We start from the raw sequence: 26,401 nt of genomic DNA on the forward strand, positions 1-26,401 counted from the left end.
TTAATTATACCTCTAACATAACCTTTCCCTTTATCTTTCCCCGGTCTATATCCTCAAAAGCAGTCCAGATTTCCTTTAGTGGTACTACCCTATCCAAGAGTTTTTCAATCCTTATTTTCTTTTTTCCCAGGTAATAAGCACCCAGTGTCCATTCTTTACCAGGGAATGGTGCTGAATAAGACATCCAGGAACCCCTGACCGTTAATTCCTTTCTATTTAAATACTCAAACTGTTCCGGGGTAATCTTAAAAGCAGTATGTGGTGTACCGATATACATGACACTCCCCTTATTAGCTGCTATCTCCAGACATAAAAGCTCAGTCTGTGGTACTCCTGCTGTCTCTAAAACCATCTCAAATCCATTACCATCGGTAATATCATTTACCCTCTCCTGGAAATTTTTATCCCTTGTATTAATTAGATAATCTGCGCCCAGCTCTTCAGCTAATGCCAGTTTATCCTCATTGATATCAAAAACAGTTATCTCTTTGGCACCCATAATTTTAGCAGCCTGTAATGTTAGTAACCCAATTGTCCCCATTCCGGTAATAGCAACACTGGTCATAGGTTTAAAGTCCATCAAAAATAGACCGTGTAGGGCTACAGTAATCGGCTCCAGGAAAGCCCCCTGAACATATGATACCCCTTCCGGTAGTTTAACAAGATTCATTTCAGGAACCTTAACATATTCAGCCCAGGTCCCAAATTCCCTGGAACCAATAAAGCTATAGTTATTACATAAAGCAAAATCCCCTTTTAAACAACTCTCACACTGATGACAGGGTTTTAATGGGGCCGCAGCAACTCGATCACCCTTTATGAAATCACTCCTCACACCCCTTCCTATCTCTACTATTTCCCCTGCAAATTCATGTCCAAATACATTAGGGTAGTAATGTGATGCGTCACCCAGGACCCTGGGCAGATCTGAACCACAGATACCTGTTGCTTTAACCCTGATTAAAACCTCATGTTCATTAATTTCAGGTCTACTGATCTCTTCATACCGCAAATCCCTCTTCCCATGTAATACCGCTGCCTTCATTATTAATTAACCTCCCATTTTGAGAAATAAAATAATATTCTTAATATCTGAATAAAACTTTGATATAAATTAATTTTCAGAAATATTATAAAGAACTTGATAACTATCCTTTAATTTCTGATATAAATCTATATAGAGCTGGTAATAATCATGATAAATATTTAATTTAGCCTGATCTGGTTTGTGAACTCTAGCTATCTTGATAGTAGTCTCAACAGCGTCTTCAAAATTACTGTAAACCCCTACACCTACTCCTGCCAGAATAGCTGCCCCCAGACTGGTTGCCTGGTCTGCATAAGGGATCTTAATCGTTTTATTAGTAATATCAGACTTAAGCTGAGTCCAGACTTCACTATTGGCAGAGCCGCCTACACTATTAAGCTCTTCAGCAACAGCACCCACCTCTTCGGCAGTCTCCAGATTATGGCGTAATGAATAAGCAACACCTTCCATCATCGACCTGATCAAATGTTTTCTCCCTTTATCATATGATAAACCAAAAAATACTCCCCTTGCTTTAGTATCCCAAAGTGGCGACCTTTCACCAGCCATATAAGGTAAAAACATAAGTCCTTCACTACCTGCCGGAACACTTGCCGCCTCCTGGCTCATGACCTGATAAGGGTTTTTACCCTGTTCTTCAGCCAGTTTGTGTTCATAAAAACCCAGTTCCCTATTAAACCAGTTAAGAACACCTCCTCCTCCAACTGTACCTCCCTGCAGCAGCCATTTATCTGGTACTACATGATTACCCAGAATTAATTTTGGATGAATAACTGCCTTATCTAATACAATACTCATTCCTCCGGCCTGTCCGCCCTGTTCCTGAGTCTGACCAGGTTTAATTACCCCAGCCCCCAGAGTACAACAGGCTGCATCCAGTCCACCAGCAACAACAGGTATCCCCTCTTTTAAACCGGTCTCTACCGCTGCTGACCTATTTACCCTACCCACAACTTCATGGGGAGAATATAAAGGGGCCATTAAATCTAATGATATATCTAACTCATTAGCAATCTCTTCAGCCCATTCACTCTTATGTATATCAAAAAAATGAAAACCATAGCCCTGCGATGAATCCTGGGAATATTCTCCACTCAACTTATACACTATATAGGCATTACTCTGCAAAAACTTATATGTTCTTTTATAAATATCAGCTTCATTATCCCTCAACCAGAGCATTTTAGGAGTAATATAGGCTGAATCGACAGGATTACCATTAGTATTAATCAGTTTTTTCTCACCAATATGATCTTTCAAATAAGCAGTCTGCTTTTCAGCCCTTCTATCAAGCCAGATCATAGCCCTCCTTAAAGGTAGACCATCTCTATCAACCGGTAAACAGGCCCAACTATGTCCATCAACACCAATGGCAAGAATATCATCTGTATTTATGTCATAGCTATTTTTTATTTCATTAATCCCTCTACAAACCTGCTCCCACCAGTCCCCGGCATCCTGTTCAACACAATTCTCACCAAAATAATATGTCTGGTATTCCCCCAGATAAGTACTAATAATACACCCCGCAAGGTCAAAAAGGCTTATCTTACAGCCAGATGTACCAATATCAATTGCCAGTAAATATTTAGTATCCATATTACTTTCTCCTTTAAAATTTTTGATAGAACAAAGTAGCGGCCATTTGGACTTAACGTTTTATATAATAACATAATATAAAAGCTAAACGTTTCATTCTAACGCAAAATTTTTCACCCTTCATTTAATTTTCTCACAGAGTCTTTAATAATAATCCTGCTTTTCAAACGGTAGACAGCAGGATGCTTACTCATATCCTTTTTAAGCCTTTTGAGCATTAATTTAGCGGCTGTTCCACCTATTTCATCCATCGGCTGGGTAACAATGGAAAGAGACGGCTTAATTATCTTGGCCAACTGTAAATTATCATAACCAATTAGAGATAATTCATCAGGCATTTTAATATCTAGTTCATTTATTCCCATTATAGAACCTAAAGTCATTTCATAATTAGTAACAAAAATAGCTGTCGGTGGTTCTGCTAGTTTCATCAAATTGATTATTTCCTGATGACCGCTCTCTATCTGATAATCACCAAAGCGTATTAAGTCTTTATCCCTGGCTATATTATAATCCTCATGAACCCGATCATACCCAGTTAATCGTTCAACAGCAGTATAATGTTCCTCAGGTCCACAAATAATACCTATCCTTCTGTGTCCCCGGTGAATAAGCTGTTCAACAGCATCATAGGAACCATTAATATTATCAGTCAGTACTACATCACAATTAACCCCTTCGATATTTCTATCTATTAAAACCACCGGTAAATCTTTATTAACCTTATTTATTAGTTCATTATCTTCCGAACAACTGGGTACCATAATTATCCCATCAACATTTTTACTAAGTAAAAAATTCAACTTTTCCTTTTCTAATTTTTCATCTTCTCTATAATCACAAATTATGGTACTATAACCCTTTTGCAGTAGCAGGTTTTCCACCTTAGACACAATAGTCGTAAAAAACAAATTGGTTAAACTAGGTATTATAATTCCCACTGTCATGGTCTCATTTGTTTTTAAACCTCTAGCCATAACATTAACCTGATAGTCCAGTTTAACAACTGCTTCATCTATTAATTCCTTATTCTTATCTAAAACATTACCTCCATTAAGGTATTTAGACACTGTTGCTATAGACACACCTGCATATTTTGCAACATCCTTTATCGTAGCCATCTCTATCACCTTTTTATTATGAAATTGTCAAAGTATATTCTTATAAATTACAATAGCGCTAAACGTTTCGTGTAATATAATATTAACATTCTGACTTATTCCTGTCAAGCATTTTTTGAAAATTCCTTCTTATGATAAATTATTCTTTTAATAAAATGATTGCATGATTATATCTTAACTAATCTAATTAAACCAGGATAAAAGCACTATTTCAGATAGGGCATCTTAAAAAATAGTAAAAAAATTTGATCTCCCGGGGGTTATAAAAAATACTATTAAATTAAAAATGAGGAAGATTTTTGTAAAAATCTTCCTCTATCACATAACAATCTATTTATTAATTAACTGGAAAGCCATCCTCCATCAACAGGAACAATTGCTCCATTCATATAATTAGAAGCTTTAGAAGCTAAAAATATAGCTGCACCTTTTAAATCTTCATTTTTACCCCATCTTCCAGCAGGTATTCTATTCAGTATGTTTTCACTTCTTTTTTTATCCTGACGAAGTGGTGCAGTATTATTTGTTGCAATATAACCAGGTGCAATTGCATTCACATTAATATTTTTAGCAGCCAATTCATTACAAAAAGATTTAGTAATACCTGCCACAGCGTGTTTACTCGCTGTATAAGAAGGAACAAAGACACCTCCCTGATACGACAACATTGATACTATATTAATTATTTTACCTTTTATATTGTTTTCTATAAAATATTTAGCAGTTTTTTGACTTAATAAAAACAAACTACGTAAGTTAACAGTTAAAACATCATCCCAGTCTTTTACAGGAAAATCCAATATTGGATGTCTTCTTATTATACCAGCATTATTAACTAATATATCTATTTGGCCGTATTTAGCTAATGCTTCTTCTACTATTTTATTAATACTTTCTTCTTCAAGTAAATCAACCTGTATCTTCAAGAACTTTTTTCCTGTATTAGATTCAATACTTTTTTTAACTTCAGAAAGATCACTTCTTGCCACCCCAGCAATATCTGCTCCAGCCTCTGCCAGTCCTTCAGCAATTGAATAACCAATTCCCTTTAGGCTTGAGCAGCCTGTGACAATAGCAATTTTATTATCTAAATTAAATAGCTCCATTATCATACTCCTTTCAATATATTTTGAAGTTACTTAAGTCTTCCCATAGGTACATGATCCATATCAGAAAATGTTTGATTTTCACCAACCATTCCCCAGATAAATGTATAATTAGCTGTCCCTACTCCAGAATGAATTGACCAACTTGGATTTATAATTGCCTCTTCATTACGGACAACAAGATGTCTTGTTTCATCTGATTCTCCCATTAAATGAAAAACTAAATTATCTTCAGCAATATTAAAATAGAAGTAAACCTCCATCCTTCTATCATGAGTATGACAAGGCATAGTATTCCAGACATTGTGGGGTTCAAGAAGTGTCATCCCCATTAATAACTGGCAGGTATCTAATACATCTGGATGAAGATATTTATAAATCGTTCTCTTATTTGAATTTTCCAGTGATCCTGCTTTCTCTGGCTTGGCATCTTTAATATTAATTTTTTTTGTCGGATAAGTTTTATGAGCTGGTGCACTATTTAAATAAAATTTAGCAGGATTATCACTATCTTTACTACTAAAAATAATCTCTTTATTTCCCATACCAATATATAGCCCATCCTTTGGGTCAAGTGAATACTCCTCTCCATCGACTTTCACAGTACCTTTAGCCCCAATATTTATGACTCCCATTTCTCTCCGGGCCAAAAAATGTTCTACACCTATTTCCCTACCTGCCTCCAATTTTAATTCTTGTTTAACTGGCTTTATACCTCCAGTAATTATCCTATCAATATAACTATAAACCAATTTAACCTCATCTGCATTAAACAAATCCTGAATCAAAAATTCCTTCCTCATCTTTTCTGTTGTATAATGTTTTGCATCTTCCGGGTGTACCCCATTTCTAATTTCCATACTAAACTTCATCCTTTCCTTAATTTAAGATTTTATTAAATTGAAATAAGTATTTAAAACTACTAGAATAAGAAAAAACAAATCACCTCCTAAAAAAACAAACCTGGAACCCATAATGAAACTTTCGGGAAAAAAGTCACTAAAATTAAAACTAATATATTACAGACCAGAAAAGGTAGTGTTTCTTTAGCAATATCCATTATCGGCATATCAGAAATCTTTGATGCTGCATTTAAACACATTCCTATTGGTGGTGTTGCCAGACCAATGCCAAGTCCTACAATTAAAATTGCCCCCAGTTGTAAAAGATCCATACCCAGGGTCTCCATTACTGGAACCAGGACAGGGCCAAGTAACAATAAAGCCGGACTTACATCAATGAACATTCCTATTAATAATATAAGTATGTCCAAAAAAACCAAAATCCAGAAATAGCTAACATTAAGTGATAGGATAAAATCACCAATTATGTCTGGTATCCTTTCAAAAGCTAAAATCCAGATGAATGTATAGGCAAAAGAAATTATAATCATAATAGTGCTGGAAGTAAGTATTGTCTCTCTGGCAACCTCTTTAAAACGATTAATTTTTAATTTCCTGTAGACTAGAAAACCAATAATAACTGCATACAAAACAGCTATTCCAGCTGATTCAGTAGCTGTAGCAATACCAAAAGAAACAGAAAGCACTATAAAAAGTGGCATTGATATAGAAAGCACCCCATCGACAGATCTTTTTAACATTTCTTTAAGCTCAAACTTTCCTTCTTCAATAGGATGATTATTACGCCGAGAAATTATATATACCAAAATCAACTGGCTTATACCAATCAATATACCTGGTACAAGTCCTGCTAAAAACAAAGCACCAATTGATTCATTAGAAATCGTCGAATAAATTATCATGGGAATACTGGGAGGAATAATCATCCCAACAGTTGATGAACCTACAGTAATACCTGTTGCAAATGCTTTACTGAAACCCCTTTTTTCCATTTCAGGGATTAAAACTGAACCTAATGCAGAAGTATCAGAAACCGAAGAACCAGATACACCACCAAAAATCATACTGGCAATTACATTAACTTCTCCCAGTCCACCCTTAAAAGGCTTTACTAAATAAGAACAAAAATCAATTATCTTCCTGGTTATACCACTTAAATTCATCAACATCCCTGCCATACAAAACAAGGGTAAGGCTACCATTACAGAACTATTCGCACCTGCCCACATCCTTTGAGGTATCATAATTAAAAAATTAGGATTAAACACAAAATATACTATACTGGAAAGACCAAGTGAAAAACTAATTGGTAAACCAATTATAATAAAAAATAATAAGGTTAGTATTAATGCTGCAACTGCCATATAATTCACTCCTGTCTAATTACAATTTTTAATTCTCTGATAAACATCTATAACTACATAAAAAATCATAAATACTGCACTTAGTGGTAGAATAAAATATAGATATTTCATAGGTATCCTTATGCCTGGAGTAACAACATTCCCCACTTTATTTATCCATTTAAAACTAACCTTTATTACCTGCCAGTATAGATACAAAATTGAAATATCAAAAAATATATTTATTATCTTTTTTGCCTTATCTGGAAATTTTATAGAAAAAATATCTATTGACAGATGTTCTCCTCGCCTAAATGCCAGAACTGAGCCAAAAAATGTAGTAAATATAAACATAAAGACTATCAATTCCTGCACCCAAACATATGAAATTCCAAATAGATATCTTAAAAACACAGAAATAATTATAGTAATTGTCATTAAAGCAATTACATTTATGGTAATTTTCATTAACAAAGAATCTACAATTTCTATAATTCTATTCACACAATCACCTTCTTTTTCAGGGCCAGTCTTATAACCGACCCTGTTTTTTTACTAATCTAAATTTCTTATTGTACTATTCTGCAGTTCTTCTTATCTCATCTATTTCTGCCTGAGTAAAGAAGCCCTCTTTAATGTAATAATCGTATACTGCTTGTGATTTCTCAATAAATTGTACCCTCTGTTCTTCAGTTAAATAATTTACTTCCATTTTGTCTTTCAAAATTTCAAAAGAATCCTCGGTTGCTTCACGATTTAATTTGTCATTATAAATCATCATTTTTTCTGCACATTTTTTTAGTATTGCCTTTAAGTCTGAATCAAGGGAATTATACCAATCTAAGCTAACATATAGTGGACTAGGATGGAACTGGTAGTTAACTATCGTTAGGTATTTTTGTACTTCATATAATTTTTTGTCTACCATATTTGTAAATGGATTTTCCTGACCATCTGCAACTCCAGTTTTTAAGGCCATATATAGTTCAGCATAAGGAACAGATACTGGGTTACCACCTATTGCTTTAACCGTTTTAATGATACTATCTATAGGTGGCGTTCTCATCTTAAGACCACTCATATCTGCAGGTGTTTTGACAGGCCTCTTATTATTACTAAAATTCCTTAACCCACCTGCCACACCAGTGGCCAGTATCTTAATATTATTCTTTTCTGCAGTTGCTGCAATCTTATCCCCAATTGGACCACGGATAATAGAATATACAGAATCAATATCTTTGAATAAAAATGGCATAGTATAAATTAATAGCTTTGGAGATGCGGCTTCAAACTGTCCACCTAAGGTTGCCTGAATTGCTCCAACTTTTACAGTTTCCATCATTTCTGCTTCTGTACCTAGTTGATTAGAGGGATATATTCTTACTTTAATTCTACCGTTTGTTTCTTTTTCAACAAGTGATTTAAAATATACACATGCCTTATGTCGTGGGGTCTTTACCGATTGACTATGACCAATTTTCATTTCATAATCTACCGCCAGAACACTTCCACTCATTATAAGACTAAACACCCAAAACAGAACAATACCTAAAACAATTTTACTATTCCTCATTTTTTTCCTCCCCTTTTTTATACGCTAAGAAAATATATTATAAAATATGTAATCAATACCCCCTTTTCAAATATTTTTAGATGAATAATAAACCTAAAACAAATTTTAGGTTTAAATTATATTTAATGATTTAAATAGAAATTTATTTTTCATATATATAAAACTTTTTTCACGAATAAAGGCAAAAAAATATACTTATTTTTAAAAGTCTATAAAAGTTGATAACCCATTTTAAAGGAAATATTTAAGGCCTCATGCTGTATAGTATTAATCAGAGAAGGCATATTCTTTTTAATTCGAGCAGTATCACCCGTTATTCCCAGGGCAGCACATACACGTTTTTTAGAATCAAATACTGGAACAGCAATACATGTTGTGCCCAAAAAAACTTCTTCATTATCTAGAGCATAACCTTGTTCAACTACCTTTTGAAGTTCTTCGGCCATCTTTTTTCGGTCTGTTATAGTATTGTGAGTAAATCGCACTAATTCTATATTTTTTAGTAATATTTCTCTCTTTTCTGCTGGCTGGTATGCTAATAGAACTTTACCCGCAGCGGGGGCATTCAATGGTAGACTTGACCCAACAGTTGACCTGGTTTTGGTATTATTTGGTGTCTCAATAATTTCAAGAAAATACAAATCCTCCTCGAAAATAATACCTAGTTGAGAAGTTTCACCACTATCTTTTGTAAGTTCACGCATATAAGGCAGTGAATTATTCCTCAAATTCTTTATCCATTCAACATGGTTTCCTAATTGAAACATCTTAAAACCCAGTTTATATCGTTTTGAAGGTAGTTCACACTCAATTAATTTGTATTTTTCAAGTGTCTTTAAAATATTGTATGTAGTTCCATTCGGAATATTAAGAGTTTTTCCAATATCAGATAATCTTGTGTTTTTTTTTGAAGTAGCCAAATATTCTAATATTTTAATTGCCCTTTCTAGGGTAGATTCTCTAGTTTTATTCATTAATTATTATCACCTTTTCCTCATCTTCTCGTATGTCTTTTTATAATTTTCAATATTTTGAATACACACCTAATATTACTAATGCAAACATCAATTTATACTCAGTTCCCTGTTTGATTATAATTAAAATGAAATATGTTTTCATATATAAAAAATATATTTCATATTTATATTATAAATGTTTTGACCATAATTGTCAAGAATTTTATAAAACTATCTAAATATAACTTCATCTACTTTTCCATCCTATGAGTTTTTAATACCCTCCACCAATCTTCATTAGTACAATACCACTCTATTGTCTCCTTTAATCCCCTGGAAAAATCATATTTAGGTCTCCAGCCGAGGTCCTGTCTAAGTTTTGTATAATCTATAGCATATCTCCTATCATGTCCAGGTCTGTCTTTAACAAACTTAATTAACCCCCGGTCTTTACCAAGTATATTAATAATAGCCTCCGCTATCTCTATATTCCTTTTCTCATTATTACTACCAATATTGTATATCTCCCCTGCTTTTCCACTACGCAGCACCACATCTACTGCCCGACAGTGATCTCCTACATGAATCCAGTCCCTGATATTCCCGCCGTCACCATATAGGGGTAGTTCCCTATTATTTAAGGCATTAGTAATAAGAAGGGGTATTAATTTCTCAGGGTATTGATAGGGACCGTAGTTATTCGAACAGCGGGTAATATTGACAGGGAGGCCATAGGTTTTATGATAAGCATCGACCAGTAGATCAGCCCCTGCTTTGCTGGCAGAATAAGGACTGCTGGGCTGGAGTAAATCTTCCTCAGTAAATAATCCTTGAGCACCTAATGAACCATAGACTTCATCAGTAGAGACCTGAATAAATTTATTTATTTTATATTTAACAGCAGCCTCCAGGAGAACCTGAGCACCGCTAATATTTGTCTGGATAAAGACATCAGCCTCTTTAATGCTCCGGTCAACATGAGATTCTGCAGCAAAGTTAATTATTACATCAACACCCTGTTTCATTAACCCATCAACAAGCTCTTTATCAGCAATATCCCCTTTGACAAATTTATAATGTTCATTATCTTCCAGTCCCTTAAGATTATTTAAGTTACCAGCATAAGTCAGTTTATCAAGATTAAGCACTTCATCATCATAATGTTCTAAAATATAATGGATAAAATTCGAACCAATAAAACCAGCTCCACCGGTAACCAGCAATTTCATTTAAAACCCTCCTGTTTTATCTATTCTTTGTCTCCCAGTCAAAACCAATCTCCGGGTCATCCCAGGGAATCCTGTACTCATCAGGGTTTTCCCTATTATATGGCTTTGTTGTAAAATACATTATAGTAGCAGCCTTATTACCTAGCACCTGATACCCATGGGCAACACCCTTAGGTATCAGGAGTAATACCTGATTATCCTCACCCATATAATAAACATCTGTCCTGGCCCTTGTTGGTGAATCCTCCCTTAAATCATATAATACCACCTGGGCATTACCTGAAGGAAAAAACCAGATGTCATCCTGTTCTTGATGATAATGAAATGCCTTAATAATACCAGGATATGTTTTAGACAGTGAGGCCTGCCCAAACAATTCTAGCAACCCATCATCCCTGCGCAAAACCTCCATAAAAAAACCCCGATCATCAGGATGCTTAACTAAACTCTTCACCCTAACACCTGTAATCATTGATAACATTCCCCCTTCCAGAATATTACTATAATAATATGCCGATTGAGAGAAAAATATCATATAAGTTCACCAATTCTATTGACTAAGCTACTCTAAAATAACAAATATATTTGTTGAACCACTGAACAAAATGGCTTCCCCACCCAGACTTAATCAATAATTATTAATTTTTACTTAGGAAGATCTCTTACACAAAGTTAACTACTTATCATAAACCAGACCAATATATTTACTGGACGACTCTAGAAATTGGCTGAAGGTAGGACACCGGAAGACAATTTCTCGACAGTAAACGAAGGCAGGACGCCGTAGTGCAACCTCAAACTGTTCTTGTACGGTCTAGTTAAATACGGAGTACCTGTGGTGCACGACAAGGGAAGTAAATATATTGGTCGGTCTTTAAAATCATCCACAATTTCAAAAAACACCTAATTCCTGCAAATCTCCCCTTAACTGTACCGGGCTTTTAAATTGTATTGTCTTAATCCCAAAATCCTCAGCGGCCAGAAGATTATCCTCCATGTCATCAATAAACACAGTTTCTTCAGGGGACAGTGAATAATTTGCCAGTAGATAGCGGTATATCTCCGGCTCCGGTTTTACAGCATTAATCTCTGCTGAAATAACCAGTTCATCAAAATTATTAAAAAAATCATAATTTGCAACCAGTTTAAAGGCCTCTAAGTGGAAATTTGACAAAACATAAAGACTATATCCTCTGTCTTTGAGTTCCTCCAAAATCCCAATGCTCCCTTGGATAGGCTGCAATATCTCCTCCCAGTCTCTGAATATATCACTAACCTCACTGCCAAAACCATGCCGTTTTGTTAAGATTTCTACAGCCTCCTGCTGACTAATACTACCCCTGTCAAGCCCTATCCACTCCTCACTCTTGAAAACAGAGTTATATAATTTATTAATTAATTCTTCATCATCATATTTCTTTTCCAGATATCCCCTGGGGTCATAAGATAAAAGCACATTTCCCAGGTCAAAAACAACATTTTTTATCATTACTAAACAACTCCTTTTTTAATTAACCCGTTAAGGATCTTTCATAATAACACTTTTGCATAATTGAATTGTTATCCAGAAGATTAAAACGGAGCAGAATTTAGTAAAAGCAATTATGAAAAAGGCTGTTTCACTGTTTGACCGTAGGGAGTTTAAAACAGCCCATAATTAGCTGGTACTAAATTCGTTGCGGAGTTTTTGTATGGGAACAATCAATTATGCAAGACGCTTAATCCATTAAATAAAGATTAGCAATCTCCTGTAAAATACTATATATCCCCTTATCAGCAAGCCCCCTCTCCCCCTGAGGTATTCTTATTTTAAACTCTTTTTCTATCCCGGCCGGTTGACCTACCAGAAAACAGATCCGGTCAGCCAGTAAAACAGCCTCTCTGGGATCATGGGTAATAAGCAAAATCGAGTAGGCTTCTTCCTGCCAATTCTTTAGTAACAACTCACGCAGTTTTATTTTTAACCCTGTATCAATAGATTTAAAGGGCTCATCAAGCAAAAGTAAATCAGGTTTAATTGAAAGAGCCCGGGCAAACTCCAGGCGCTGTTTCATACCACCACTCAATTCCCCTGGGAAACTATCCCGAAAATCAATTAAGCCTACCCCTTTTAAAAGATACTCCCTCAGAGCTGCCCCTTCCTTTTCAGTGAGAAAGTTCCGCTGAACAAAGGTAAGGTTATTTTCCACACTCTTCCATGGTAAAAGCCTGGGCTCCTGAAAAACACAAGCCAACCTCAGCCCCTCCTTTAAAGTTAATTCCCCGACATCCCTGTCAAGTAAACCGGCAATAATATTAAAGAGTGTTGTTTTACCACTGCCAGAAGAACCAATAAAGGCTACAATCTCTCCATCTTTGAGTTCAAAGTTAATATCAGCCAGCACTTCATAGGCATTATATGATTTGGCCAAGTTTTTAATACTAAGTAAATTAGCCGACATCTGGCTCCCACCTCATTACATATTTCTTTAAAGGCTTAATAATCAAATATTCAAAAGAAAACATAAGGACTATCAGTACAATAGCCCAGGCAAAAAGCCTATCTGTCTGCAAATTGTTATTGGCAACACTCAGGGCAAAACCTATCCCACTGGAACTCCCTACAAACTCAGCAAACACTGTCGACTTCCAGGCAAAAGCCAGACCAATACTGATAGCTGACATCAGGTGAGGTAGGAGGGAAGGAAGATAAATATCAAAAAAAATCTGTTTCCTGCTGCAGTGATAAAACCTGGCCATTTCAACAAGTCCATAATCTATATTACCCAGCCCATGGTAGATATTTATAAAAACAACTGGAAAACTAACAATAAAAATCAGAAAGATAGGTGTTAAGTCATCAGCAATACCAAACCAGATAACTGCCAGAACCAGCCAGACTACTGGTGGAATGGTCTGCATAATTGTTATCAGCGGCCTGAAAAAAAGCCTCCAGAACTTACTGTAACGTAGAAAAAAAGCAAAAACAAGCCCGGCAATAATCGCTCCTGTATAACCAATCATCGTACGTTTAACTGTAATTAAAATAAAAGTGACCAGTATTCCACTTTCCAATAGCTCAATTAAGGCCTGAGCAGTTTCCAGTGGAGAAGGCAGGATTAAAGAAGGAAATCTGCTGGATAAACCTCCCCATAAAAGAAGCACTGCCAGAACACCAGCAGTGCCGACAGATATTTTAAAAAAACTAGAAGTAAAATGATTCATCAGGTAATTTACCACCTATCATCTCTGGGTATAATGTCATAATATCCCTAAAATACCTCTCAATTAATTTGTTCTCTTCTAAAACAGGATAACAATCCAGTTTTACCCTGTTAAAAGACTTCAAGATTAATTGAGCAGGCATACCATAGTATTTGGCTGCCAGTTCTGCCGCCTCTTCAGGATTGTTATTCACCCATTTTACACCTATCTTATAATAATCATTAAAACTATCTGTTAACTGCTGATTTTCCTCTAAAAAGTTATTACTAACAAAAAGCCCTACAAATGGTATCCTACCGTCACCATTATGGTGTTTAGCCCATTCGTCTTGAATATTTATTGATAAGCTGGCCTTATCGTTATTACTCAAAATCTTGGTCACTAGTGGTTCAGGGAGTAAAATGGCATCCAATTTACCCATCATAAATGTCCTGGCCCCATTTTGTAAGGGCTTATAAACCAGGTTAATCTCTTCAGAGGCAATACCCTCTTTATCCAGAAAATACCGGACTAGAAAATCCAGCGGTCCCCCTAACAAAGGCAGGATGAGTGTCTTACCCTGCAGGTCCTCCCAGGTATCTGCCTCAAATCCATTTGTCAGAACATAATCTATTGCCCAAATGTTGGCATTAAGCAATTTAATATTAATCCCTTTATTAAAAACCTTGGCTCCAACATTAACACCAGTCAACATCATATCTATCTCATTTTTAGCAATCAAAGAAATAGCCCTATTATGGTCAGCTGATATCTTTACATCAATCTCTATATCCTCACCTAGCACACCTTCTTCTGCCATCCATAACACTGGTAATGCCCCTACTGTTGTTGGTGTCTGCACTTTTATCTTTTTTATTCCCTCTGCATTAACAGCAGTAGTCATTACAAATACAATAAGCAGACTTAACACTAAAAACAACTTTTTTCTTCCCATTAAGATCACTCCCTTATCAAAAGTTATATATTCTTCTCCTTTAGCCAGGAAACAATATCAGTTATTATTTCCTTATTTTGGTCAGGATTAATCTTCTTAATTCTTTTACTTATTTCCTCAATGTCAAAAATACAGCCTTTGAGCATTTCAGCAATTTTTCTTATTAATTCAACCTCCATCGCATCAGAGTAAATAACCGCCTCTTCAATAATACCCCTGCTGGCCTGTAGGCAAAGCTCTAACCCCCCCAGGGGAATCTTTTCTCAAAAACAACATTGAAATCCGGGGAGCTGCCGAACAACCATTCCCAGGAGGAATATTTCTCATATAAACCCTTCAATTCAGAAATATCTTCAGGCTGTAAATACTCAGTCTGTCCTTTACCACCATACTCCTCTAAAAAAGAAACCTCCATAGCCTGTTTAAGCCTTTCAAGATTTAAATCAGCCTTCAGCTCTTTCAGATTAACCACCCTGGAGCGAACCGAATCAATCCCCTTGGATGCTATCTTCTCAGCTGATACCTGAAGGTATTTAAGCATCTGAGTAAAGTCAGTATCAAGTAATAGTGTGCCATGATGATATGCCTTGTCAGCTGCAAAATAAAAGGCATTCCCTGAAAACTTTTTGCCTTCAACAAGCAGGTCATTCCGACCGGAAAACTCAGCCCCAATTCCCAACTGTTTAACAGCCTCAATAATAACTCTCAACTGTCTATTTAGATAATAATTAGCACGCCCCATAATAAATGTAAAATTAAGATTACCAAGGTCATGGAAGACCGCACCACCTCCTGATAAGCGGCGGGCCAGCTTACCTTCATCTCTTTTTAGGACCTTATAATTACATTCCTTCCAGGCGTTCTGATTACGTCCGATAACCACTGTCCGCTGATTCTGCCAGAGATAAAGCAGAACTTCATCCCTGCTAATGCTCTCCAACAAAAATTCTTCCAGAGCCAGGTTATACCAGGGATTATTACTTAAAGAATAGATTATTTTTGTTTTAAGCGGCATTGATAAACCCCCTGACAATTTTAAGTAAATAATTTACTTACTAATATTATACCACTTTTATATCTCCAAACAATAGATAAAACCCACTTCCTTAGCAGAAGCAGGTTTTATTTATTATTCTCGGTCAGCATAAAAACTAGCAGTTATTCATTGGCCAGTGGTTTCATAGCCATCTCAAATTCCTTTTCCACTTCCTCTACCGGGCCATCACCCAGTAAACTAATTAAATATATAAGCAGGGCAGCCAGTATAAACCCTGGAATAATCTCATATAGGCCAGTATAGGCAAAGAAGTTTTTCCAGATAATTACCGTTAATCCACCCGTAATTATCCCGGCCAGTACACCATTCCTGCTTGTCCTCTTCCAGAAAAGGGAAAACAAAATAGCTGGTCCAAAAGAAGCGCCCAGTCCTGCCCAGGCATAAGCAACTATGTCCAGTATCGAACCCCCTGAAAGGGCAAAAACAAGCCCCAGAATAGTGATTAAAGCAACTGTGGCACGGCTTACCCAGAGCAGTTCCTTCTGCCCTGCCTCTGGTCTAAAAATGGCTTTATAAAAATCCTCTGCCAGGGCACTGGAAGAAACCAAGAGCTGTGAGTCTATCGTACTCATAATAGCCGCCAGAACAGCTGCCAGAAAAATACCGGCTATCCACGGATTAAACAATCTCTGTAATAATACTAGAAAAACAGTCTCTGTATTTGCCAGGGGCTCTGGTATAATAACAATACCCATCATACCAACCAGTACCGCCCCTATCAGGCTGATAACAACCCAGCTAATCCCTACAAACTGAGATATAGGGAGCTGCCGGGCAGACTTTATCCCCATAAACCTTACCAGTATATGAGGCATACCAAAATAACCTAGCCCCCAGGCCAGCAGGGAGATTAAACTAATAAAAGTAAAGCCGTCCCCGGTATTAAGTGAGGTCCACCTAACCCTGTCAGCCAGATTATAATCAACAATTTTAGAGGCATTAAGAAGATCCGGATTTACAGCAGCAATCTGTTTCCATAGTTCATCAAATCCTCCTAAACTGCTGATCACAATGATAGGAACTATGATCAAAGCAATAAACATAAGTAAACCCTGCACAAAATCAGTCCAGCTTACTGCTTTAAAACCACCCAGAAAGGTATAAAGTCCAACAACAATTACAGCCAGAAAGACAGCAACATTATAGTTAATTCCCAATATATTTTCAAACAATATTCCACCAGCAATCAAACCTGAAGAAACATATATTGTAAAGAAAATCAAGATTGCTAAAGCAGTTACAATCCGCAGATAATGGGATTTATCTCTGAAACGGCTTTCAAAAAAATCCGCTATTGTTATAGCATCTACCACCTCAGTATAACGGCGCAATCTTTGGGCAGTAAACTGCCAGTTTAAATAAGTACCTAGTGCCAGTCCAATACCTATCCACATGGCATTAAAACCACCTGCGTAAACCGCACCTGGAAAACCCATCAATAACCACCCTGACATATCACTGGCCTGAGCACTTAAGGCAGTAACATAAGGATTTAGGGTCCTACCCCCTAAAAAATAGTCCTCTATCGATTCATTCCGGCGGTAGTAATAATACCCGATTAACAACATCCCGATTATATATACTATAATTGTAATGAGTACAGGATCCATTACTTATCACCCCTTTTCTCTCTTATCAAACGGCAGAGTGAAAGTAAGACAATCATCCCATTTGGTACCAACAACCAGAACCATGTTACAAAAGGTAAACTATAGTCCATTTCCTTAAACCCCTCCTATTTACTCTAAACTATAAATATTAATAAGACCACTATAAATATATATTCTCAATAAATAGCCTATTTCCTTTTTTTAAATAATTGCCTACTATCCCGTTCACCCTTTTTAATCAATTCCTCAATGACCTTTTTCTTGTTAAATCCCCCAATACCGGGTGGGTCAAGTTCCTGGGCAGGTGCAATCTTATTAATCGATATCATCTTACTATTATTATGGTGTTTCAAACCATAAAGCTTTCTCATCTCAGCAAGAAAACCAGCCGGTAATGAACTCTCATATTGATTCAACAATTTTATTAAGGCATTTAACTGTTCTGTCCGGTGGAGATCACCATATAAAAGTTGCCCAAAAGCCATATCAATAAATTCAGCAATTACCTCTAGGGCAGAATACTGGGGATGGACCTTACCGTCTTCATAACCATCTTCAATTTGATCAAGAGGGGATAAAAAAACAACATAGATATCACTTGTCCCCCACATAATCGCTTCCCTTAAGGGGGCATTACATAAGGCCCCACCATCGATATAATTGTCCCCCTCAATATTAACCGCAGGAAAGGCTACCGGGAAAGCCATTGACCCCAGAACAGCCTCAATCACTGCTATATCAGAGTTATAATCAAATATCCTGAGTTTTTTCCTGTTGAGATTAGTGCCAGTCACACTTAACTGGCAGTCCCTATAATCAGAAAACCTGCGTTTAACAGGTATATAGCTGTTCAGAACCGCCTTAACTATCTTATTGCTAAAAATTGAAGGTATTTTACAGGGGTTAAAGAAATTATTTAAAAAACCAGACCAGTTTAGGGTTAAAAAATTATCAACCTTCATCCAGGCCTCTTCCATCCCATCTCCTATCTCCCTGCTGCTCAACCCCTTTTTAATAAACTCAGCAAGTAATACAGCATTAAAGGCACCAATAGAGCTCCCCGTAACCAGGTCAAATTTAATCCCCATCTTTAAGAGTCCCTTTATAACCCCTGCCTGATAAGCACCCTTGGCACCACCACCTGATAAAACTAGCCCTGTCTCTAAATTCCTGTGATACTTATCGGTTAAAGAGTACTTTCTCCTATATTTTCTCATATTCACCATAGCTATACCCCCATTAATATTATATTGGGTACAGCAGAAGGGTATGACATTAAAAAACCTGCAGCCCTTAAAGCCCCAGGTTTTCTTTTGCCTTTTTTAAAGCCTTGTTAAAACAATTAAAGCTAAAATCAACAGCATCGTTAATCTCAATAAACCGTACATCAGCAGCGTCATCAGCTGCCTTTAACTCCCCCTGCAGATTATTAACTAGATACATTACAATCAACACTGGACCATAAACCCTGGCATCCTGGGTATAAACCCCCAGCAGTTCAACTATTCTCCCTGTTAATCCTGTTTCTTCCTCCAGCTCACGCAGACAGGCCTGCTCAGCTGTTTCACCTGGATCAATAAAACCAGAGGGAGGAGACCATAAACCTTTACCAGGCTCAACACCTCTCTTGACAAGGAGTATTTTGCCATCTCTAACGGCAACCGCACCCACCGATGACCTTGGATTAAGGTAATGAACAAAACCACAGGAAGTGCAGTATTTCCTCATCTTATGATCAATCACATCTTCACTAAGACCTTTACCACATACCGGACAAAAATTATATTGATACAAACCCCTCCCCCCTATCCTGCTTCGTATATATTATATATTCTCCAAAAAAATATAATCGCCTGCCTTATAAAAATCAAAACGCTGACCACCAGGCCAGCGTTTTCATATCTCTAGTTCTTAGCACGTGCTTTAAAATGTGTATGCAGCAATTTGTGTGATTTATCAGCAAGTGGTTCCCCCAGGAAGTCATCATATAACTTCTGAACCATAGGGTTTTCATGTGATTTGCGGACATACTTGTTTTTATCTATACTGGCAAGGCCTTCAGCCCGTTTATCCTTTTTCTCATTATTAACAGGCAAGGGCTGACCTCCACCACCAACACAACCATGAGGGCAGGCCATTATTTCTATCCAGTGATATTTCGAATTGCCTGCCCTGACTTCATCCAGGAGTTTAGCAGCATTACCAAGGCCACTGGCTACAGCAACATTTACTACCAGATCACCAATCTCAACCTCCGCCTCTTTAATACCACGAATTCCAAGATTAAGACGTTCCAGTGGTTCACCAGTCAATTTCTCTTTAACTGTCCTTAAAGCGGCTTCAGTTACACCACCAGTAGTACCAAAGATAGTACCAGCCCCTGTTGACTTACCCATCAGTTCATCATATTCATCATCTGCCAGATTATTAAAGTCAATACCAACTTCTTTAATCATTCTGGCCAGCTCTCTGGTAGTCAGAACTGCATCTGTATCTTTATAACCACTATCAACCATCTCTTCCCTGTCTTTTTCAAACTTCTTGGCAGTACAGGGCATTACTGAAACAGTATATATATTGGCTGGGTCTATATCAGATTTCTCTGCATAATAGGTCTTAACCAGTGGTGAAAACATTTGCTGTGGTGACTTAGCAGTAGAAACATTATCCAGCAAATCAGCATAATTGTGTTCAGCATATTTAATCCATCCCGGACAACAGGAAGTAATATGGGGCAATGGTTTATTATTTTCAACCTTATCAAGGAATTCATAACCCTCTTCCATAATTGTCAGATCAGCACTAAATTCAGTTGAAAAGACCCTGTCAAAACCGAGTTTACGCAGGGCATTAACTAATTTGCCAGTAACTACTGTCCCTGCTTCCAGCCCAAACTCCTCACCAATAGTAGCCTGAATAGCTGGGGCAGTCTGTACTATGACATGTTTATCCGGGTCTTCCAGGGCATGCCAGACCTTATCTATTTCACTTACTTCTGTGATAGCCCCTACAGGACAAACCGTGGCACATTGACCACAGTTAGCACAGTTAATTTCACTCTGTGGTAGATCAAAAGCTGTCGTAACAACTGAATCAAAACCACGTTTACTAAATTGCAGGGCAGAAACCCCTTGAACCTCTTCACAGACACGAACACAGCGCCCACAGAGAATACATTTGTTGGGATCCCTCTTTAAAGCAGGCCCCCTATCATCTAAAGGAAGATTCCTTTTTTCACCTTCTAAAGGTTCAATTTCTTCACGTCTAATCCCCATTTTATAGACTATATCCTGCAGTTCACAAGTTCCATTCCTGTCACAGCCCAGACAGTCATTGGGGTGGTTGGCTAACAACAATTTAACATTCCGGCCCCTGGCCCTTCTGGCCCGGGCACTACGGGTACTTAAGTTCATTCCATCAGCAGCTGGAGTGACACATGAAGCTACCAGGCTGTCGTTATCAAGATTTTCTACCACACAAACACGGCAGGAACCGTGAAGGGTTAAATCAGGATGATAACACAGGGTTGGTATATCAATACCTACTTCGCGGGCCGCTTCCAGAATGGTAGTACCTTCTTCGACCTGAATCTCCTGTTCATCTATAGTTAATGTTATTTTACTCATGGTACGAGACACTCCTTTATTATATATTTTTAGCCCTGGGAAATAGCATCTACTGGACATTTCTGGGCACAGGCACCACAGGAAATACAGATATCACCATCAATCTGATAACTCTCTTTTGGTTTGCCTGAAATAGCATCTACTGGACAGACCTTAGCACACATTCCACAACCAACACAGGTCTCTTCATCAATTATATAGGCAGCAGCAAGCCCCTGACAGACACCAGCAGGACACTTATTGTCATTAATATGGGCTTCATATTCATTACGGAAGTACTTAATTGTACTCAACACGGGATTAGGGGCAGTCTGTCCCAGCCCACAGAGGGCTGTGTCCTTAATATGCTCACCCAACTCCAGGAGTAATTCGATATCCCCCTCTTTACCCTCACCTTCACAGATTCTATTTAAAATTTCCAACATTCTTTTAGTACCTTCACGACAGGGAGTACATTTCCCACAGGACTCACTCTGGGTAAAATCAAGGAAGAACTTAGCAACATCAACCATACAGGTCCCTTCATCCATTACCACCATACCACCTGAACCCATCATAGCCCCAATCTCTTTTAAAGAATCATAATCAATAGGGAGATCAAGGTAATCAGAGGTAATACAGCCGCCTGAAGGCCCACCGGTCTGAACAGCCTTAAACTTCTTACCAGATGTCAATCCCCCACCAATATCAAAAACAATCTCACGTAAAGTAATTCCCATCGGAACCTCAACAAGACCAGTATTATTAATCTTTCCAGTCAGGGCAAAGACCTTGGTTCCTGTACTATTTTCTGTCCCTACACTACTAAATGCCTCAGCACCTTCATTAATGATATAAGGGACATTCCCAAAAGTCTCAACATTATTAATATTAGTAGGTTTACCCCATAAGCCTTTATTAGCAGGGAACGGCGGTTTCGGCCTGGGCATACCCCTTTTACCTTCAATAGAAGCCATTAAAGCAGTCTCTTCACCACAGACAAAGGCCCCGGCTCCTTTCTTAATATGAAGGTCAAAACTAAAATCACTGCCAAAGAGATTATCACCCAGCAAACCTAGTTCTTCAGCCTGTTCAATCGCCTTTTGCAACCTGGTAATTGCCAGTGGATACTCGGCCCTTACATAGACATAACCCTCATCAGCCCCAATAGCATAAGCAGCAATAATCATCCCTTCGATCACTGCATGGGGGTCACCTTCCAGCAGACTGCGGTCCATAAAAGCACCTGGATCACCCTCATCAGCGTTACAGATAATATACTTTTTATCACCAGCTGCCTTCCTGGTAAAATCCCATTTTAAACCTGTTGGGAACCCCCCTCCACCACGTCCGCGAAGGCCGGAGTCTTTAACCTCCTGAATAACCTCTTCTGGGGTCATTTCTGTAATCGCCTTACCAGCTGCTTCATAGCCACCGCTGGCAATATATTCTTCAATACTCTCCGGGTCTATCCGGCCACAATTAGATAATACTATCCTTCTTTGTTTTTTATAGAATTCTATATCCTGATATGATGGAATACTCTCTTCACTGATCGGCTCTTTAAATAATAATCTATCAACAATTCTACCCTTTAAGAAATGCTCTTCAACTATTTCAGCTACATCCTCTTCCTTAAGCTGACAGTAAAAAACCCCTTCCGGGTAAACAATCATAATTGGTCCCTTTTCACAGAACCCATGACACCCTGTCTCAACTATCTTTATTTCTTTACTTAGATCATGTTCTGCCAGCTCATCTTCCAATACTGTTTTTATCTTTTTTGAACCAGAAGAAACACAACCTGTACCAGTACAGATTAATACATGGGAACGATAAATAGACTGGTCCATGACTAATTACCTCCTTCATCAAAACGTGCTATTGCTAAATCTTCTACAACATTACCATTTATCACATGTTCAACAATAATCATTTTAACATCAGCTGGTGTAAGGTTACCATAAGTAACCCTATCCTTCCCAGGCATTTTAACATCAAGCAGTGGTTCCTTCTCACACATACCAATACAGCCAGTCTGAGTAACAATTACATCCAAACCTCTTTTATCAATCTCCTTCATGACTGCCTTTAATATCTTACGGGCTCCGGCTGCAATACCACAGGTGCCCATCCCAATAATAATCTTGGGGCGCTCACTATTACTCCTCATCTCTAAATCCTTCTGAACCTTATTTCTTAATTCTCTTAATTCTTCCAGAGATTTCATTTTATAAGTCACCTCCATACAGGTCTCTTAATTCTTCATTAAGATTCTTTTCTATCCAATTTAAAACAGGGTGTTCATTAATCGAAACATCCCCTAATTCAGCCTTAATCTCCTCGGTACTAAATACAAATTCCCGCCCCTCATAAACATGCCGGTAAATAAAATCTATCTCCGGATTAGTTGTAATCAGGGCAACAATCGTTCCTACAATATCACCCAGTGGGGCGCGGTCAATATTGTTATATTCAAAGTAAGCAGTAATCCTGGTGCCTTTACCCGGTTCTGACTCTATCTTCATATCCCCCCTGGACCTCCTACTGGCCTCCCTAAACAGTGATAGGCCGAGACCAACTTCCCTGGTCTTTCGCGAAGTAACAAAAGGGTCAACTACTCTACTGATGTCCTCTGACTCTATACCTTTTCCATTATCCTCTATCACAATTATTAACAGATTTTTAGCTATATCTTCTCTAATAATTAGTTTAATTAAGTCAGCATCAGCTGCAATTGAATTCTGTACTATATCAAGGATATGCAGTGATAATTCCCTCATAAGACCACTTAGATATACTCTTTTAAAATGTCTTTAACTTTTTCTGGTGTCAGCCGCCCATGTGTATCATCATTAATCATCATTACAGGTGCTAGACCACAGGCGCCTATACAGGCAACTGTTTCCAGAGTAAATTTCAGGTCTTCAGTAGTCTCTCCATTTTCTATACCCAGTTCATCCTGCACTGCCTGAAGAACCTCTGCCCCGCCACGGACATGACAGGCTGTACCCATACAGACTCTCAGTATATTCTTACCCCTTGGTTCCAGGTGGAACTGTGTATAAAAGGTAACAACACCATAGACCTGGCTTAAAGACATATCAAGGAAAGTGGCTATCTCTTTTAGAACATCCTCTGGCAAATAACCATACTCATCCTGAGCATCCTGCAGAATGGGAATTAGGTATTTTTCATCCTTTTCATAACCCTCAAGTATTTCCCTCAATGGAGCCAGATACTTATTTAAGCTTTCCTTTCCTCCTCCACAACTACATGCCATCTTAATACCCCTCCTTATTGAATTATATTGGTCAGCAAAATAATACAAAAAAATCCTAGTTAATTATTTCACATACTATAAGCCATGATTATTATATGTCACTTGCAAGCCGATGTCAATAGTAGACACCATTTTCTGAATATAATATAATATTCTGCAATTTATTCATTTTTCCAGCTATATAAGTTTTGTTTAATTTATTCACACTAATGCTTTGTGTAAGCCAATTATATTAATGGAGCGACTAGTCTAAACTTCTTTTAAGTTACGCAATGTTAGCTTAAACACTAGCTCATCGAGAGCGTCGTATATTTTTCACGTAGGCAGGATGCTGGAGTGAAAAATATGTGGACAGTGAGTGGAGACAGGACGCCGTAACGCAACCTTAATGTTCTTGTACGGTTTGTTCAGATACGGAGTGCCTGTGGCGCACGACAAGCGGAATTAATATAATTGGCTGGAACGGAAAAGTGCTATATTTAAGTGCTACTTATATAAATTAATTCCGCAGGCTATGCAGAGGAGCCGGGATTCTTCCTCCCCGCTCTATAAAACTAGTACTAGGGAAATTGCTGATAGCCATTACTGGTGCTTTACCTAATAAACCACCAAACTCTACACTCTCACCAACCTTTTTGCCTGGAGCAGGAATTATTCTAACTGCAGTGGTTTTATTATTTATAACACCAATAGCAACCTCATCTGCAATAATAGCTGAAATAGTCTCTGCTGTTGTCTTACCTGGTACAGCAATCATATCAAGTCCTACTGAACAGACACAGGTCATTGCCTCCAGTTTCTCTATGTTTAAGGCACCTATTTCTACCGCTTCTATCATACCTGCATCTTCACTCACCGGTATAAAAGCCCCACTTAATCCACCAACATGGGAGGATGCCATTACACCCCCTTTTTTTACAGCATCATTTAGGAGAGCCAGGGCAGCTGTCGTACCTGGTGCACCACACCTTTCAACCCCCATTTCTTCCAGAATCCGGGCCACACTATCCCCCACAGCAGGTGTTGGCGCCAGTGATAGGTCAACAATACCAAAAGGAACACCTAATCTTTTAGAGGCCTCCCTGGCTACCAGTTGGCCCATCCTGGTAATCTTAAAAGCAGTCTTTTTAACTGTTTCAGCTACCACATCAAAAGGCTCACCCTTAACCCCTTCCAGGGCTGATTTCACAGTACCAGGACCACTAATGCCCACATTTATCACAGACTCCCCTTCACCTATCCCGTGAAAGGCACCAGCCATAAAGGGATTATCCTCCGGCACATTGGCAAAAACTACCAGTTTAGCGCAGCCCAGGCCATCCTGTGCAGCAGTTAAATCAGCTGTTTCTTTAATAACCTGACCCATCTGCCGGACAGCGTCCATATTAATACCGGCCCTGGTGGTAGCAACATTTACCGAAGAACAGACCCGCTCTGTCTCTTTTAAAGCAGTAGGAATTGAGTTAATTAATCTGTGATCCCCACTGGTATAGCCCTTGTGTACCAGAGCAGAATACCCGCCAAGGAAATCTACTCCTGTCTCCCGGGCTGCCTGATCAAGTGTCCTGGCTATCCTTAAGTAATCTTCCTCAGCTGCGTCAAGGGCTTCAGCAATTAATGATACTGGGGTAACAGAGATCCGCTTATTTATAATCGGTATCCCATATTCCAGTTCAATCTCTTCCCCTACTTCTACCAATCTACCAGCATATTTAATAATTTTATCATATATCTTCGTAGACAAACGTTTAATATCAGGGTCAACACAATCACGTAATGATATCCCCATAGTAATAGTCCTGATATCCAGTTTCTCTTTTTCTATCATCCTGATTGTTTCCATTATTTCATATGGGCTTAACATGCTAAT

Annotated in this window: 26 protein-coding genes; all 26 read right to left on the minus strand. The window is 37.9% G+C overall.

The genetic code is table 11. The annotated features are described in order from the left end of the window. Positions 1-4: 4 nt before the first annotated feature. The gene (locus tag D7D81_RS01500; protein WP_125986645.1) at positions 5-1,045 is read right to left on the minus strand and encodes a galactitol-1-phosphate 5-dehydrogenase; all 1,041 of its coding nucleotides are present in this window, start codon (positions 1,043-1,045) and stop codon (positions 5-7) included. A 69-nt stretch (positions 1,046-1,114) separates the two neighbouring features. Continuing rightward, positions 1,115-2,647 (minus strand): xylulokinase, encoded by a 1,533-nt coding sequence (locus D7D81_RS01505; RefSeq protein ID WP_125986647.1) that lies wholly within the window; start codon positions 2,645-2,647, stop codon positions 1,115-1,117. Between the two features lie 113 nt (positions 2,648-2,760). Next, positions 2,761-3,768, minus strand: a complete 1,008-nt coding sequence (locus tag D7D81_RS01510) for a LacI family DNA-binding transcriptional regulator (RefSeq protein WP_205739306.1) — start codon at positions 3,766-3,768, stop codon at positions 2,761-2,763. A 341-nt stretch (positions 3,769-4,109) separates the two neighbouring features. Next, a complete protein-coding gene (kduD, locus tag D7D81_RS01515; RefSeq protein ID WP_125986649.1) occupies positions 4,110-4,880 on the minus strand; it encodes a 2-dehydro-3-deoxy-D-gluconate 5-dehydrogenase KduD in 771 nt (256 codons plus the stop codon). A 23-nt stretch (positions 4,881-4,903) separates the two neighbouring features. Further along, positions 4,904-5,734, minus strand: a complete 831-nt coding sequence (gene kduI, locus D7D81_RS01520) for a 5-dehydro-4-deoxy-D-glucuronate isomerase (RefSeq protein ID WP_125986651.1) — start codon at positions 5,732-5,734, stop codon at positions 4,904-4,906. An 89-nt stretch (positions 5,735-5,823) separates the two neighbouring features. After that, positions 5,824-7,101 carry a TRAP transporter large permease gene (locus D7D81_RS01525; RefSeq protein WP_125986653.1) on the minus strand — a complete coding sequence of 426 codons (1,278 nt, stop codon included), beginning with the start codon at positions 7,099-7,101 and terminating at the stop codon, positions 5,824-5,826. 15 nt (positions 7,102-7,116) lie between these two features. Beyond that, on the minus strand, positions 7,117-7,584 hold the full coding sequence (locus tag D7D81_RS01530) for a TRAP transporter small permease (protein WP_125986655.1): 468 nt from the start codon (positions 7,582-7,584) through the stop codon (positions 7,117-7,119). Positions 7,585-7,657: 73 nt separating this feature from the next. Then, positions 7,658-8,653, minus strand: a complete 996-nt coding sequence (locus D7D81_RS01535) for a TRAP transporter substrate-binding protein (protein ID WP_125986657.1) — start codon at positions 8,651-8,653, stop codon at positions 7,658-7,660. 209 nt (positions 8,654-8,862) lie between these two features. Then, the gene (locus tag D7D81_RS01540; RefSeq protein ID WP_125986659.1) at positions 8,863-9,627 is read right to left on the minus strand and encodes an IclR family transcriptional regulator; all 765 of its coding nucleotides are present in this window, start codon (positions 9,625-9,627) and stop codon (positions 8,863-8,865) included. 233 nt (positions 9,628-9,860) lie between these two features. Further along, positions 9,861-10,838, minus strand: a complete 978-nt coding sequence (gene rfbB, locus D7D81_RS01545) for a dTDP-glucose 4,6-dehydratase (protein WP_125986661.1) — start codon at positions 10,836-10,838, stop codon at positions 9,861-9,863. 16 nt (positions 10,839-10,854) lie between these two features. Beyond that, a complete protein-coding gene (locus D7D81_RS01550; RefSeq protein ID WP_125986663.1) occupies positions 10,855-11,310 on the minus strand; it encodes a dTDP-4-dehydrorhamnose 3,5-epimerase family protein in 456 nt (151 codons plus the stop codon). 420 nt (positions 11,311-11,730) lie between these two features. Next, the gene (locus D7D81_RS01555) at positions 11,731-12,327 is read right to left on the minus strand and encodes an HAD family hydrolase (protein ID WP_125986665.1); all 597 of its coding nucleotides are present in this window, start codon (positions 12,325-12,327) and stop codon (positions 11,731-11,733) included. Between the two features lie 229 nt (positions 12,328-12,556). Beyond that, positions 12,557-13,279 (minus strand): ABC transporter ATP-binding protein, encoded by a 723-nt coding sequence (locus D7D81_RS01560; RefSeq protein WP_125986667.1) that lies wholly within the window; start codon positions 13,277-13,279, stop codon positions 12,557-12,559. Further along, positions 13,269-14,042, minus strand: a complete 774-nt coding sequence (locus D7D81_RS01565; protein ID WP_125986669.1) for an ABC transporter permease — start codon at positions 14,040-14,042, stop codon at positions 13,269-13,271. Before D7D81_RS01565 ends, D7D81_RS01560 begins: the two co-directional genes overlap by 11 nt. Beyond that, positions 14,023-14,976 carry an ABC transporter substrate-binding protein gene (locus tag D7D81_RS01570; RefSeq protein ID WP_125986671.1) on the minus strand — a complete coding sequence of 318 codons (954 nt, stop codon included), beginning with the start codon at positions 14,974-14,976 and terminating at the stop codon, positions 14,023-14,025. The genes D7D81_RS01565 and D7D81_RS01570 overlap by 20 nt, the downstream gene beginning before the upstream one ends. Before the next feature lie 23 nt (positions 14,977-14,999). After that, a complete protein-coding gene (locus D7D81_RS19980) occupies positions 15,000-15,233 on the minus strand; it encodes a lipoate protein ligase C-terminal domain-containing protein (protein WP_353622104.1) in 234 nt (77 codons plus the stop codon). After that, positions 15,215-15,991, minus strand: coding sequence for a lipoate--protein ligase (gene lplA, locus D7D81_RS01575; RefSeq protein WP_286170058.1), 777 nt, complete (start codon positions 15,989-15,991; stop codon positions 15,215-15,217). Before lplA ends, D7D81_RS19980 begins: the two co-directional genes overlap by 19 nt. A 143-nt stretch (positions 15,992-16,134) precedes the next feature. Beyond that, complete coding sequence (gene putP / locus D7D81_RS01580; RefSeq protein ID WP_125986673.1) at positions 16,135-17,643, minus strand: sodium/proline symporter PutP; 1,509 nt, start codon at positions 17,641-17,643, stop codon at positions 16,135-16,137. A gap of 188 nt (positions 17,644-17,831) precedes the next feature. Beyond that, positions 17,832-18,869 (minus strand): patatin-like phospholipase family protein, encoded by a 1,038-nt coding sequence (locus D7D81_RS01585; RefSeq protein WP_125986675.1) that lies wholly within the window; start codon positions 18,867-18,869, stop codon positions 17,832-17,834. A 67-nt stretch (positions 18,870-18,936) separates the two neighbouring features. Beyond that, positions 18,937-19,437, minus strand: a complete 501-nt coding sequence (locus tag D7D81_RS01590; protein ID WP_125986677.1) for an NUDIX hydrolase — start codon at positions 19,435-19,437, stop codon at positions 18,937-18,939. Positions 19,438-19,547: 110 nt separating this feature from the next. Beyond that, on the minus strand, positions 19,548-21,269 hold the full coding sequence (locus D7D81_RS01595; protein ID WP_125986679.1) for an NADH-dependent [FeFe] hydrogenase, group A6: 1,722 nt from the start codon (positions 21,267-21,269) through the stop codon (positions 19,548-19,550). Positions 21,270-21,298: 29 nt separating this feature from the next. Next, the gene (gene nuoF, locus D7D81_RS01600; protein ID WP_125986681.1) at positions 21,299-23,101 is read right to left on the minus strand and encodes an NADH-quinone oxidoreductase subunit NuoF; all 1,803 of its coding nucleotides are present in this window, start codon (positions 23,099-23,101) and stop codon (positions 21,299-21,301) included. Positions 23,102-23,103: 2 nt separating this feature from the next. Next, positions 23,104-23,478, minus strand: coding sequence for a (2Fe-2S) ferredoxin domain-containing protein (locus D7D81_RS01605; RefSeq protein WP_125986683.1), 375 nt, complete (start codon positions 23,476-23,478; stop codon positions 23,104-23,106). 1 nt (position 23,479) lies between these two features. Next, entirely contained in the window at positions 23,480-24,031 is a 552-nt protein-coding gene (locus D7D81_RS01610) for an ATP-binding protein (RefSeq protein ID WP_125986685.1), read from the minus strand. Positions 24,032-24,039: 8 nt separating this feature from the next. Continuing rightward, the gene (gene nuoE / locus D7D81_RS01615; protein ID WP_125986687.1) at positions 24,040-24,531 is read right to left on the minus strand and encodes an NADH-quinone oxidoreductase subunit NuoE; all 492 of its coding nucleotides are present in this window, start codon (positions 24,529-24,531) and stop codon (positions 24,040-24,042) included. 499 nt (positions 24,532-25,030) lie between these two features. Beyond that, positions 25,031-26,395 carry a PFL family protein gene (locus D7D81_RS01620; protein WP_125986689.1) on the minus strand — a complete coding sequence of 455 codons (1,365 nt, stop codon included), beginning with the start codon at positions 26,393-26,395 and terminating at the stop codon, positions 25,031-25,033. Positions 26,396-26,401: the final 6 nt, after the last annotated feature.

The sequence above is a fragment of the Halocella sp. SP3-1 genome (genome assembly GCF_003953885.1).
Classification (GTDB): Bacteria; Bacillota; Halanaerobiia; order Halanaerobiales; family DTU029; genus Iocasia; species Iocasia fonsfrigidae.

Coding starts and splice junctions, on each gene's coding strand:
- D7D81_RS01500 (WP_125986645.1), bottom strand. CDS start 1,045: ATGAAGGCAGCGGTATTACATGGGAAGAGGGATTTGCGGTATGAAGAG.
- D7D81_RS01505 (WP_125986647.1), bottom strand. CDS start 2,647: ATGGATACTAAATATTTACTGGCAATTGATATTGGTACATCTGGCTGT.
- D7D81_RS01510 (WP_205739306.1), bottom strand. CDS start 3,768: ATGGCTACGATAAAGGATGTTGCAAAATATGCAGGTGTGTCTATAGCA.
- kduD (WP_125986649.1), bottom strand. CDS start 4,880: ATGATAATGGAGCTATTTAATTTAGATAATAAAATTGCTATTGTCACA.
- kduI (WP_125986651.1), bottom strand. CDS start 5,734: ATGGAAATTAGAAATGGGGTACACCCGGAAGATGCAAAACATTATACA.
- D7D81_RS01525 (WP_125986653.1), bottom strand. CDS start 7,101: ATGGCAGTTGCAGCATTAATACTAACCTTATTATTTTTTATTATAATT.
- D7D81_RS01535 (WP_125986657.1), bottom strand. CDS start 8,653: ATGAGGAATAGTAAAATTGTTTTAGGTATTGTTCTGTTTTGGGTGTTT.
- D7D81_RS01540 (WP_125986659.1), bottom strand. CDS start 9,627: ATGAATAAAACTAGAGAATCTACCCTAGAAAGGGCAATTAAAATATTA.
- rfbB (WP_125986661.1), bottom strand. CDS start 10,838: ATGAAATTGCTGGTTACCGGTGGAGCTGGTTTTATTGGTTCGAATTTT.
- D7D81_RS01550 (WP_125986663.1), bottom strand. CDS start 11,310: ATGATTACAGGTGTTAGGGTGAAGAGTTTAGTTAAGCATCCTGATGAT.
- D7D81_RS01555 (WP_125986665.1), bottom strand. CDS start 12,327: ATGATAAAAAATGTTGTTTTTGACCTGGGAAATGTGCTTTTATCTTAT.
- D7D81_RS01560 (WP_125986667.1), bottom strand. CDS start 13,279: ATGTCGGCTAATTTACTTAGTATTAAAAACTTGGCCAAATCATATAAT.
- D7D81_RS01565 (WP_125986669.1), bottom strand. CDS start 14,042: ATGAATCATTTTACTTCTAGTTTTTTTAAAATATCTGTCGGCACTGCT.
- D7D81_RS01570 (WP_125986671.1), bottom strand. CDS start 14,976: ATGGGAAGAAAAAAGTTGTTTTTAGTGTTAAGTCTGCTTATTGTATTT.
- lplA (WP_286170058.1), bottom strand. CDS start 15,991: ATGCCGCTTAAAACAAAAATAATCTATTCTTTAAGTAATAATCCCTGG.
- putP (WP_125986673.1), bottom strand. CDS start 17,643: ATGGATCCTGTACTCATTACAATTATAGTATATATAATCGGGATGTTG.
- D7D81_RS01585 (WP_125986675.1), bottom strand. CDS start 18,869: ATGGTGAATATGAGAAAATATAGGAGAAAGTACTCTTTAACCGATAAG.
- D7D81_RS01595 (WP_125986679.1), bottom strand. CDS start 21,269: ATGAGTAAAATAACATTAACTATAGATGAACAGGAGATTCAGGTCGAA.
- nuoF (WP_125986681.1), bottom strand. CDS start 23,101: ATGGACCAGTCTATTTATCGTTCCCATGTATTAATCTGTACTGGTACA.
- D7D81_RS01605 (WP_125986683.1), bottom strand. CDS start 23,478: ATGAAATCTCTGGAAGAATTAAGAGAATTAAGAAATAAGGTTCAGAAG.
- D7D81_RS01610 (WP_125986685.1), bottom strand. CDS start 24,031: ATGAGGGAATTATCACTGCATATCCTTGATATAGTACAGAATTCAATT.
- nuoE (WP_125986687.1), bottom strand. CDS start 24,531: ATGGCATGTAGTTGTGGAGGAGGAAAGGAAAGCTTAAATAAGTATCTG.
- D7D81_RS01620 (WP_125986689.1), bottom strand. CDS start 26,395: ATGTTAAGCCCATATGAAATAATGGAAACAATCAGGATGATAGAAAAA.